Below are 10,936 nucleotides of genomic sequence, written 5' to 3'. Positions count from 1 at the left end.
GGCCGAGCCCGTCGGGGGGCTGGGGGCCGGCGCGGCGGCGGAGATTGCGGCGGCCGGCGCGTCCGTGGGGCCGCGCGGCCGGATGCGGCTGATCCACGCGCTGACCGCGCTGAAGGCCACCACGCTGGTCGCCACGCCGACGGGCGCGATGGACCTGCTGGCGCGGCTGCACCTGGAGTTCCTGCTGGACCCGCTGGATCTGGGGCTGCGGCACATCGTCCTGACCGGCGAGATCGCCTCGAAGCGGACGATCAGCCACCTGGCCGGCGAGTTCGAGGCCCGGGTGACGGAGGTGTACGCCGACCCGTTCGGCGGCGGCGCGCTGGCCTGGCGGGCGGCCGAGGACGACCCGCTGACGCCGCTGGCCGACGGCCTGCTGCACCTGGCCTCGCTGAGCAAGGACGTCCTCCAGCCGTCGTCGGAGTTCGGCGAGCTGGCGATCACCCGGCCCGGTCACTCGGCGCTGGGCGACGCGGTGCTGCGCACCGGGCAGGTGGCCCGCGTGTCCGAGGGCGGCCTGCCCGCCCCCGCCCACACGGTCGGTGAGCACGTGCTGGTACGCGGCGTCTGGCTGTCGCTGCCGCGCGTCGAGAGGGCGCTGGCGAAGATCGACGGCGTGTCCCGGTGGGAGCTGGCGATCAGCAGGCAGGGCACGCTCGACGCGGCGGTGCTGACGGTCACGTTCGGCCGCGACAGCCTCGTGCGCAACCCGATGTGGCGCAAGCGCGTCCAGCAGGCGGTCCAGGCGCTGACCCCGATCTCGATCGAGGTGGAGATCGCGCCGGAGGCCGCAGAGGCGGCGGGCGGCGGCGTGCTGAACGACCAGCGCGGCCACCATCTCGGACGCGACCGGGCGCTCATCGTGTGAACGGCTCGACCCCCCGGAGGTAGTGGCTGTGGAACCGGTGCCGGACTGGGGAACGCTCCCCCGCATGCTGCGTGACCAGGCGGAACGCCACCCGGGCACGGTTGTGATCGCCGACGGCGGCACCCGCGTGACGCTCGCGGAGTTGCGCGCCCGCGCCGCCGGGGTGGCGCGGCGGCTGCTGGACCTCGGCGTGCGGCCCGGCGACCGGGTGGCCGTCTGGGGGTTGAACGACCCGTCCTGGGTGGTGCACGCGTTCGGCGTCTGGGACGCGGGCGCGGTGCTGGTCCCGCTGTCGTCGCGGGCCAAGGGCCTGGAGGCGGCGGCGATGATCGCGAAGGTCGGCGCCGAGGTGCTGGTCACGGGCGAGGGGCCGCAGGGTGTGGTGCTCGCCGGGCTTCTGCCGCCGGGGACCGCCCCCCGCCACGTCCTGACGGAGGAGGGCGGCGAGCGGGGTGACGCCGAGGTCGAGGAGCGGGCGCTCGCCGTACGGCCCGCGGACCTGTGCGAGATCATGTCCACCTCCGGCACCACCGGGACGCCGAAGGGCGTGATGCTGGACCACGCCCAGGTCCTGCGCGGCTACTGGGACTGGGCGGAGATCGTCACGCTGGGCGAGCACGACCGCTATCCGGTGATCGCCCCGTTCAGCCATGGTTTCGGGCTCAACGCCGGGCTCATCGCGTGCGTGCTGCGCAGGGCGACGATGATGCCGATCAGGACGTTCACGCCGGACGCGCTGATGTCGCTGATCGCCGAGGGACGGATCAGCGTCCTGGCCGGGCCGCCGACGCTGTTCCACCGGCTGCTGGACGAGCTGGACCGCGGCGACTGGGACGTGTCGTCGCTGCGCGTGGCCATCTGCGGCGCCGCCGCCGTGCCGTCCGCGATGATCACCCGGCTGGTCGGGCGGGTGGGCCTGGAACGCATGATCAACGCGTACGGGCTGATGGAGGGCACGGTCGTCTCCATGACCAGGCAGGACGACCCGATCGAGGTGATCGCGGCCACGACGGGCCGGGTCGTGCCGGGCATCGAGGTGCGGATCGTCGACGACGACGGCAAGGAGGTCGCGGCCGGGGAGCGCGGTGAGATCCTGCAGCGCGGGTACGGCGTCATGCGCGGCTACTGGGACGAGCCCGCCAGGACCGCCGAGGTCGTGGACGCGGACGGCTGGCTGCACACGGGCGACATCGGCGTGCTCGACGCGGCGGGCAACCTCGCGATCGTGGACCGCAAGAAGGAGCTGTACATCGTCAACGGCTTCAACGTCTCCCCCGCCGAGGTGGAGTCACTGCTGCTGCGCGAGGGGTCGCTGGGGCAGGCGGCCGTGGTGGGGGTGCCCGATCCGGTGTCCGGCGAGGCGGGCTGGGCGTACGTGGTGCCGCGCGCCGGGGCGACAGTCGACCCCGAAGCAGTACTGGCCTGGGCAAAAGCGAATATGTCCAACTACAAGGTGCCGAAGCGGGTAATCGTGGTGGACACGCTGCCCACGAACGCCAACGGCAAGCTGGACAAGATCGCCCTGCGCGCTCAAGCTACTGGCTGACCGGGGAAAGGTTCAGCCGCGGCGGCGATCGGGGATACAACGTGCACAATGCCCGGTTATATCTGGTGGGACGCATGCCCCGTGTAACACAATCGCCGACATAGAGGAGGCAGCGTGACGTTGCGCGTGGCGGTCATCGGGTCGGGCCCTGCCGGTATCTACACCGCCGAGGCCCTGGTGAAACAGGCGCGCGAACCCGTCGGGATCGACGTGATCGAACGCCTGCCCACGCCGTACGGACTGGTCAGATACGGCGTGGCGCCCGATCACACGTCGATCAAGTCGATCGCCAACTACCTGCGCAAAGTGCTCGAACTTCCCGAGGTCCGCTTCCTCGGCGGGGTCACGCTCGGCGACCACCTGTCCGTCGAGGACCTGCTCGGCGCGTACGACGCGGTCGTCTACGCCACAGGCGCCATGGTCGACAGGCGGCTCGGCATCCCCGGCGAGGACCTGCCGGGCAGCGTGGCCGCCACCGACTTCGTCAACTGGTACTGCGGCCACCCGGACGTCTCCCCCGACGCGTTCACGCTCGACAGCCCCGAGGTCGCGGTCATCGGCGTCGGCAACGTGGCCGTGGACGTCGTACGCGTGCTGGCCAAGACCGCCGACGAGCTGAGCTCCACGGACGTGCCCCACGACGTGCTCGAACGCCTCGGCGACAGCCAGGTCAAGGCCATCCACATGATCGGCCGTCGCGGGCCCGAGCACGCCAAGTTCACCCTGAAGGAGCTGCGCGAGCTGGGCGAGCTGGCCAACGCCGACGTCTGCGTGCGCGACGACGAGGCCGTGGTCCTGGGCGGCGACTTCCCGCGCCAGATCCGCGGCAACATCGACGTCCTGCAGTCGTGGGCGGCGCGCGGTCCCGTCGGCCGTCCGCGCCGCCTCGACGTGCGCTTCTGGCTGCGCCCGGTGGAGATCCTCGGCACCGACCGGGTCGAAGGGCTCAGGCTCGAACGCACCCGGCTGTCGGAGGAGGGCCGGGTCGTCGGCACGGGCGAGTTCGAGACGCTGCCGGTGGGCATGGTGCTGCGCTCGGTCGGCTACCAGAGCGTCCCGCTGCCCGGGGTGCCGTTCTCCGAGCGGTCGATGACCGTGCCGAACGAGGCCGGACGGGTGCGCGAGCGCGAATACGTGGCGGGCTGGCTCAAACGCGGCCCGACCGGCGTGATCGGCACCAACAAGTCCGACGCCGCCGAGACGGTGCGCACCCTCCTGTCCGACCTGGAGGGACACGAGCGGATCGGGTCGGCGGAGGCGGTGGACGCGCTGTTCACGCGCAGGGGCGTGCGGCCGATAACGTACGAGGAATGGCTGGCGATCGAGGCGGCCGAGGGCGACCTGGCCAAGTCGCTGGGCCGGGGCGAGCGGGTCAAGCTCGTCGGCCTGGAGGCCATGATCCGGGCCTGCCGGCCTTGACGGTCGTCCCGGGCTTCGAGGACGCCCACCGGCTCCAGCGCGCCCGCTATCCCGAACGTGAGCCGGCGTGGCAGCCGGTGCACACGGTGTACGTCCCGGCCGACCGCGTGTCCGCGGACACGGTCGCCACGTGGGGTTCGCAGGCGCTCGCCCTGGTCAAGGAGCACCTGCACGCCCCCGGTTCGCTCGCGGACGTGTTCGGGACGCCCGCCCCTCTGGCCGCCGGCGTGCACGAGCGCCTGCTGCGCAAGCTCGCCCAGGAGCCGGTCGAGGACCTGCGGATCGACTTCGAGGACGGGTACGGCGTACGGCCCGGCGAGGAGGACGGCCACGTCGCGCAGGCGGTCGCGGCGGTGGCCGGGATGCGCGCCGCGGGAGTGCTGCCACGGCGGTGGGGGCTGCGGGTGAAGTCGTTCGCGGACGGCGACCCCGAGCGGTCGGTGCGGACCCTGGAGCTGTTCGTCCGTGGCGTGATCGACCGGGCGGGGTCGTTGCCGGACGGCTTCCGGGTGACGTTCCCGAAGGTGCTCATGGAGGCCTACGTCGGGCAGTTCACCGACGTCCTCGCCCGCCTGGAGCAGGCGCTCGGCATGGCCCTCCGCTTCGAGATGCAGGTGGAGGCGCCGCAGACGGTGCTGTTCCTGCGCGGCCAGTCGTTCGGGGAGCGGCTGGCGGCGGCGCACTTCGGCGTCTTCGACTACACGGCGGCGATCGGGCTGCCGCCGCACGAGCAGCGCCTCGACCACCCGGCCTGCGACCACGCCCGGCACGTGATGCAGACGGCCTTCTCGGGCACCGGCGTGGAGCTGTCCGACGGCTCCCTGGCCGCCTCCCCCGCCTCCGGCTCCGCCGAGGACGTGCGGGCGCTGTGGCGGCGGCACTCCGCGCTCGTCGGGCACTCGCTCGCGCACGGCTTCTACCAGGGGTGGGACATGCACCCGTCACACCTGGTGAGCCGCTTCGCCACCGTGTACGCCTTCCACCTGGCGCGCTACGACGCCTATCGGGAGCGAGTACGGGCGTGGGAGGAACGTCGCACGGCCGGCGGCGTCATGGACGAGCCCGCCACGATCAGGACGCTGACGGCGGCCCTCCGGCGCGCGGACGCCGCCCTCGACCTGCCGGTCCGACAGTCCTAGTCGCGCTCGACCAGGGCGCGCCACCGGCTGACCAGGTTGCGCTCCACCGGCGACGACCAGCTCTGCCGCACGGCCGACCCGACGTGGAAGGCCCGGATCCCGTGGTCCAGCAGCGTGGGGACGTAGGCCGGCTTCAGCCCGCCGCCCGCCAGGATGATCGACCCGTCCCCCGCGTCGCAGCGCGCCTTGAACAGCGGCAGCCCGTGCCCCACCCCCTTGGGCGAGCCCGCGGTGAGCACCGTGGCCAGGTTCGGCAGCAGCCGCACCGCCCGCCACGACGCCTGCACGTCGGCCGCGTGATCCACGGCTCGGTGGAACGTCCACGGCAGCGGCGACACCGCGTGGATCAGCGCCTCCGTGGCGGCCAGGTCGACGACCCCGTCCTCGTCCAGGAACCCGAACACGAACCCCGCCGCCCCCGCCTGCGCCAGCGCCTTGGCGTCCCTGCTGAGCCGCTCGACCACCTCGGGCCCGGCGGTGAAGTTGGCCTCGCGGCGCAGCATCACCATCTGCGGCAGCGGGCACTCCGCGGCGATCGCGGCGACCGTCTCCGGCTCGGGGGTGAGCCCGTCGGCCGCCATGTCGGCCACGACCTCCAGACGGTCGGCGCCGCCCTGCTCGGCGGCCACGGCGTCGCGCACGTCGAGCGCGATCACCTCAAGGAGGGATCCGGTCATGGGGAGAGGTTATATGGTGCTGTGTCCAGTTGTGCCGGAAAGTGTGCCGCCACCTGCGCGAAAGCCCGCCGGGGTTCACCAGACGTCCGCTATCGCCTCCGCGAGCGCCGCGGGCCGGGACAGGAACGGCGAGTGCGAGCAGTCCAGCTCCACGACGCGGGTGCGCGTGGCGGACACGCCGTCGATCTCGCGGACGAGACGCCGTTGCAGGGCCACCGGGATCACGTTGTCCTTCGCGCAGGTCACGTACGTGTGCGGGACGCCGCCGTAGCGTTCGGCGGTCACCGCGAGGGCCTCGGTGGTGACGGCGGCGGGCGCGTCCGGCGTGAGCAGGCTGATCGCCGCGTGGGCGGTGGCGGGATCGACGTCGCCGTAGAAGGTCTCGCGAATGGCCGCGCGCCGGTCGGGGTCGCCGGTGTCGAGGCGGAGCGCGCCGGTCGGCCGTGCATCGAAAACAGGGTCAGACCGTCGACTCCCGGCGTCGGCGCGCGGCGGGTGCTGGAGCCGGATCGGCTGACCGCGCGGCAGCGGCGGTGGGAGGAGGGCAGCGGGGTGGAGCTGCAGTGCTGCGTCCTGTACGCGGTCCTGGGGGTCGAGGAGCGCGGGTGCTGCTGGACGGTTGGCGCCGTCGCGACGGGCGCGGCCCGGCGATGACGACCTGAGGGCCGCTGCCCTTGTCACGGGGTCCGGGAAGGACCCCGTGACGGACTGCGGCCGTGCGGGTCGCGCCTCATCAGGCGGCGTCGAGGGCCTCGTTGATCTTGCGGGCCATCTCCGCCAGCGTGGGGCTGGGCTCGCCCTCGTGGATCCTGGCGGCCGCGTCGAGGGCGACGGTGACGGTGCGGCGGAAGTTGTCGGCCTCGGCCGGGTCCTGCTGCTTGAGCAGGCTCACGGACTCGGTCAGGGCCGGCAGCACCTGGTCGGCCAGGTCGGCGACGGACTTGCCGTACTTGATGCCCTTGGGCGCCTTGGTGAGCACGTGCCCGACCGGGCCGGTCGCCGAGGTCAGGGCGATGGAGCCCTCGGTGGCGACCTTGTGGGCCGAGCCGGCGGCGCCGGCGGCGGACATCAGCGAGACGGCGCCCCAGGCGGCGATGCGCAGGGTGAGCTTGTCCTGGTCGGTGAGGTTGATGGTCATGGGGTGCTCCTTCAGATCGTGATTCGGGTGGCTGGACGACTGCCGGAGCCCTTGGGGGCCGCGGTGGCCGTTCCGTTCATGGGTCAACCATCACCGAGCACCCTGACACCGGACCGTCGCCGCCCTGACGCGGCGGCTGACACGCCGTCCTGACCCGACCGGGGCCACCCCACCCGCGGATTCAGACGCTCAGCCGTCGGCGGCGAGGGCGCGCGTCACCTCGTCCACGGCGTCGGCCAGGTCGGCGGGCCGCGACAGGAACGGGGAGTGGCCGCCCGGCAGGCGCCGGACCACTCCGGCCATCGTGAGCTGCCGTTTCACGAACACCTCGGGCAGGCTCCGGTCGTCCTCGCAGATGATCAGCGCCGATGGGACGCTCCGCCACGACGCCCGGGTCTGCGGGTCGGTGAAGGAGCGGGCGCTCTGCGGCCGCAGCAGGGAGACGGCCGCCTCGGCGCGGGCGGCGGGGACGTCGTGGTAGAAGAACTCCTCCGGCGGCTCCGGGGGCTGCACCATCGTGGCCTCCAGCGGGAACCAGGGCCCGCCGAGGGGCGTGGTCACGGCCTCGCCGACGTTCAGCATGTGCGCCGCGAGGTAGACGACGTGCTCGACGTTCGGCAGGCTCTCGGCGACCTCGGTGACCGGGACGCCGCCGTAGGAGTGGGCGAGCACGGTGACGGGGCCGTCGACGGCCTCCAGGTGCCTGCGTACGGCCCGCGCGTCGTCGTACATGCCGGCGTCCGGGTTCCCGGACGTGCTCGGCAGGTCGACCTTCGAGGTGCTCCAGCCGCGGCTCTCCAGCTCGGGTTCGAGCCGGTCCCAGCACCAGGGGCCGTGCCAGGCGCCGTGCACCAGCACCAGCGCGCCCCGCCGGTTCAGGTCTGTCATCGTGGGCCCTCCTTGTCCGTCACACGTGGCCGCGAGCACGGCCAGGATGACAGGACGATCTAGACAGGCCATAGATCCGGGCGTCTATGCGGGGCTCTGTCGCAGGGGGCCGGTGGCCGTGCCCGCCCGGAGCGGGCCGGGCACGGCCGCGCGCGTCAGGCGCTGATCAGCTCGGCGATCGTGAGGTCGCGGAACGCCGTCGTCAGCGCCCCCTCCGCGGGCCGCTGGAACAGGGCGCCGGAGGAGCGGTGCGGCAGGTCCACCGTACGCAGGTGACGGAAGCGGTGCTTGCTGTAGTACGCCTGCAGCCGCTGGTTGGCCTTGGCGCAGTCGAGCCGCAGCCAGGTCCGGCCCTGGTCGTAGGCCATGGCGCCGGCCCAGTCCAGCAGGGCGTCGCCGAGCCCGCTGCCCGACCACGGGCGGGCGACGGCGAGCTTGTGCACGTAGAGGGCGTCACCCGGGTCGTCGCCCGGGCGCCAGAACTCGGGGTCGGCGTGGCCGTCCACGGCGATGGTGGCGACGGGCGGGGCCGCGTCGTCGAGTTCGAGATAGCGGAGCTCGTCGTCCACCAGGTAGAGCACCCGCTCGGCGATGAGCGGCTCGATCCGCTCCGGGCCGAAGCCGCCCCGCGGCCACTGGCGCACACCCTGGGAGTGCAGCCATTCGGAGGTGTCGGCGAGGAGCCTCAGGACGCCGGGGAGATCGGTCTCGTCTGCCCGGCGGAGAGCGAGCGGGTGGAGCAGGGTGTTCGAAAGCACGGTAAAACCCTTCGTAGCATGATGTGTCCATGCGATCACAGAACGTAATGATCAAAGTGCGCGCTGTATCGCACGGGGGGTAAGAGCCGACATATATGGAGAAATGGTGCTTTTAAGGGAGCGCGCAGGACTCCCTCACGCCCATCGAGGCGGGAGGCTCGAGATGGGCGGCCGGTGTGGGATCACCCCCAAACGAGCTCGCTCAGCGGCGGTCGAGCTCGTATCTGATCAAGTGCTTGTCGGCGGGGAGCACCGACACCGCGACACGCACCGGTGTGTCGCCGTTGTCGTAACCAACCCGGATGTAGACCATGACCGGCGTACCGAGCTCCAGCTGGAGCCGCTCGGCTTCTTCCTGGTTGGGCATTCGGGCCCAGATGTCGTCCACCACCCGCACCTGCTCGTGTCCGAGATCCTCCAGCACCCGGTTCGCCCCCCGGGGAATGTCGCCCGGCCGGGCGATCTCCGAGTTGGCGACCAGGTCGCGCGGGAAGTAGGAGTCGTTGGTGTTGTACGGCTGGCCGTCCACGAACCGCAGGCGCCGCCGGACGACCGCGAGCTCGTTTTCGGCCAGCTCGAGCCGGCTGGCGATCTCCTCGGCCGGAGAGACGGTCAAGACCTCGATGTACTGGCTGGGCGCGCGGCCTTCCTCGGTCACGGCGAACGCGAAAGCTTCCCGCAGTTCGCCCGACGGTTGCGGCTCCAGCTCCCGCTGCGGATAGATCAGCAGCGGTCTGCGGTCCCGGACGACCGTGCCACGTCGCGGCGTGCGCGTGACCAGTCCTTCGTTGACCAGCTCTCCGAGGGCGAGTCGGACAGTGTTGCGGCTCACTCCATGGTCCTCCATGAGCTGAGCCTCAGTCGGCAGCTGCGCCCCGGGGCCGAGTACACCGGAGTAGATGGCTCTCCTCAACTCCGAAGCCACCAGCTGATACAGCACCGACCTTGCCACTTTCACCCCTTTTGTTCCAACAATTTAGACGATCTGGTTCTGCTAGGCCACAACCCCTTGACCTGACCCCCTTGACAGGCCCATCATCCAATCGTTGGTACAAATCCATCGAAAGGCCGGTAGGAGGTGAGGGTCGGTGTTGCCGGTCCGCGCGGGTACGCCATACCTGCCCTGGCATGACCCTTGCGAAGCAACACGTTTACTGCGTTACGCGTCGCATCGCCAGGGGTTCGCCCACACCTACCGGAGCAACGGGAACGGTTTGTCCGTGCTGACCGAGCTGACTGCGTGGTGCAAAGACGGATCCTTCATCTGGAAACAGAAGGGCGCGACCGTCGCACATCCGATCGATGACCCCGTCGGTGCGGCCCAACGCACTGGCGACCACTACCGACACCCGGAGTCCTCGAAAGAGGGTCACTCCCCCACGAACTCCGTGTGCGAACACTCGGCCTAGGACTCCATCCCTCGCCGGAGTCCTGGCGCCGCCGCACACGGGGCAGGAAGCGCGTCCTGGCGGGTCCCCCACGCCCGCCAGGGCGCGCGTTCCTCCTTTTTCTCAGCATTTACGGTGTTTCGCGGCCTTTCCCACCAGTCTTTCCGGCAGGACAGACCCGCGCCAGCTATGGGAACCCCGATCTCGAAGGGTGGGGTCTGGCCTTCAAGAGGGTGGACGTCCAGCGTAGGACTGATTCCTACCAATGGTTGCCGACTTGCTGCTGTTGCGGGGGGTTTCACGGGGAAAGGTGTCATCTGACTGGCCTCCAGTTAAGAAGCACCAGGTCATCGTCTATGTCGGCATAAACCCCTCGGACCGCCTGTCCGTACGCCGGCTCACCGTCCGCCGCCCACCCGCCGTGGAGCAGGCAGTCAGGGACGGCGGCGAGCCTGACCAGCACCACCACGTACGGCTCGCGCACCCCGGGCACGAACGCCTGATGGTTGACGATCCAGCTCTCCACCGTGCCCTCGGGCTCCACGGCCTCCCATCGCCAGCCCTCCGTACGGCAGGCCGGGCAGAACGCCCTCGGCGGGAAACGCGCCGCCTGGCAGCCGTCGCAGCGCTGCACCGCGAACTCGTGCCGGGCCAGCCGCTCCCACCAGGCCGCGGAGTCACGGTCCGGCGCCGGGCGCAGCTTGCCGTACATGGATCAGCCCCTTGTCAGCAGGAGAGCCGAGGTGGCGGGCAGGATGTAGCCGGGCTGGGCGGTCGAGAGCGCCACCTCGGCGCCCGTGACCTGGCGGTCGCCGGCGTCCCCCCGCAGCTGCGAGACGGCCTCGGCGATGTGGTTGACGCCGTGGACGTAGCCCTCCGACAGGAAGCCGCCGTGCGTGTTGATCGGCAGCTCTCCGCCGAGGGCCGTGGCGCCGGAGGCGACGTACGGGCCGCCTTCGCCCTTGGCGCAGAAGCCGTAGTCCTCCAGCTGGACGATCACCGAGTACGTGAAGCAGTCGTACAGCTCCGCGACGTCTATGTCAGCCGGCCCGAGTCCCGCCTGCGCGTACAGGCGGGGGGCCAGGGCGGGGGGGGGGCGGGGGGGGGGGGGGGCC

12 protein-coding genes are annotated in these 10,936 nt (G+C 71.5%); 4 read left to right on the top strand and 8 right to left on the bottom strand.

Annotation, left to right across the window (positions count from 1 at the left end):
* The 4 genes from KME77_RS15325 to KME77_RS15310 form a co-directional block, all read left to right on the top strand.
* A partial coding sequence (locus tag KME77_RS15325) for a hypothetical protein (protein WP_219467428.1) occupies positions 1-868 on the top strand: 868 nt, incomplete at its 5' end.
* Between the two features lie 64 nt (positions 869-932).
* Positions 933-2,414, top strand: a complete 1,482-nt coding sequence (locus KME77_RS15320) for an AMP-binding protein (RefSeq protein ID WP_219467427.1) — start codon at positions 933-935, stop codon at positions 2,412-2,414.
* A gap of 114 nt (positions 2,415-2,528) precedes the next feature.
* Positions 2,529-3,833 carry an FAD-dependent oxidoreductase gene (locus tag KME77_RS15315; RefSeq protein ID WP_308250710.1) on the top strand — a complete coding sequence of 435 codons (1,305 nt, stop codon included), beginning with the start codon at positions 2,529-2,531 and terminating at the stop codon, positions 3,831-3,833.
* The gene (locus KME77_RS15310; protein ID WP_246609797.1) at positions 3,830-4,972 is read left to right on the top strand and encodes a DUF6986 family protein; all 1,143 of its coding nucleotides are present in this window, start codon (positions 3,830-3,832) and stop codon (positions 4,970-4,972) included. Before KME77_RS15315 ends, KME77_RS15310 begins: the two co-directional genes overlap by 4 nt.
* On the opposite strand, the gene KME77_RS15305 is transcribed toward KME77_RS15310, so the two are convergent.
* The 8 genes from KME77_RS15305 to KME77_RS15270 form a co-directional block, all read right to left on the bottom strand.
* Complete coding sequence (locus tag KME77_RS15305) at positions 4,969-5,649, bottom strand: copper homeostasis protein CutC (RefSeq protein ID WP_219467426.1); 681 nt, start codon at positions 5,647-5,649, stop codon at positions 4,969-4,971. The two genes, KME77_RS15310 and KME77_RS15305, sit on opposite strands and share 4 nt — an antisense overlap.
* A 75-nt stretch (positions 5,650-5,724) precedes the next feature.
* Positions 5,725-6,330, bottom strand: a complete 606-nt coding sequence (locus KME77_RS15300; RefSeq protein ID WP_219467425.1) for an alpha/beta fold hydrolase — start codon at positions 6,328-6,330, stop codon at positions 5,725-5,727.
* Positions 6,331-6,382: 52 nt separating this feature from the next.
* Positions 6,383-6,787, bottom strand: a complete 405-nt coding sequence (locus tag KME77_RS15295; protein ID WP_219467424.1) for a hypothetical protein — start codon at positions 6,785-6,787, stop codon at positions 6,383-6,385.
* A 189-nt stretch (positions 6,788-6,976) separates the two neighbouring features.
* Positions 6,977-7,675: an alpha/beta hydrolase gene (locus KME77_RS15290; RefSeq protein WP_219467423.1), complete on the bottom strand. Its 699-nt coding sequence runs from the start codon at positions 7,673-7,675 to the stop codon at positions 6,977-6,979.
* Between the two features lie 155 nt (positions 7,676-7,830).
* Positions 7,831-8,433 (bottom strand): GNAT family N-acetyltransferase, encoded by a 603-nt coding sequence (locus KME77_RS15285; RefSeq protein WP_219467420.1) that lies wholly within the window; start codon positions 8,431-8,433, stop codon positions 7,831-7,833.
* A gap of 202 nt (positions 8,434-8,635) precedes the next feature.
* A complete protein-coding gene (locus KME77_RS15280) occupies positions 8,636-9,358 on the bottom strand; it encodes a GntR family transcriptional regulator (RefSeq protein WP_308250711.1) in 723 nt (240 codons plus the stop codon).
* A 776-nt stretch (positions 9,359-10,134) separates the two neighbouring features.
* Complete coding sequence (locus KME77_RS15275) at positions 10,135-10,533, bottom strand: Zn-ribbon domain-containing OB-fold protein (protein ID WP_219467416.1); 399 nt, start codon at positions 10,531-10,533, stop codon at positions 10,135-10,137.
* 3 nt (positions 10,534-10,536) lie between these two features.
* On the bottom strand, positions 10,537-10,936 hold a 400-nt coding region (locus tag KME77_RS15270; RefSeq protein WP_443679516.1), incomplete at its 5' end, for a thiolase C-terminal domain-containing protein.

Source organism: Nonomuraea rhizosphaerae, from assembly GCF_019396405.1.
In the GTDB taxonomy this organism is placed as follows: domain Bacteria; phylum Actinomycetota; class Actinomycetes; order Streptosporangiales; family Streptosporangiaceae; genus Nonomuraea; species Nonomuraea rhizosphaerae.
This window is presented reverse-complemented; position numbering and strand designations above follow the sequence as displayed.

Coding starts and splice junctions, on each gene's coding strand:
- KME77_RS15290 (WP_219467423.1), bottom strand. CDS start 7,675: ATGACAGACCTGAACCGGCGGGGCGCGCTGGTGCTGGTGCACGGCGCC.
- KME77_RS15305 (WP_219467426.1), bottom strand. CDS start 5,649: ATGACCGGATCCCTCCTTGAGGTGATCGCGCTCGACGTGCGCGACGCC.
- KME77_RS15320 (WP_219467427.1), top strand. CDS start 933: ATGCTGCGTGACCAGGCGGAACGCCACCCGGGCACGGTTGTGATCGCC.
- KME77_RS15275 (WP_219467416.1), bottom strand. CDS start 10,533: ATGTACGGCAAGCTGCGCCCGGCGCCGGACCGTGACTCCGCGGCCTGG.
- KME77_RS15295 (WP_219467424.1), bottom strand. CDS start 6,787: ATGACCATCAACCTCACCGACCAGGACAAGCTCACCCTGCGCATCGCC.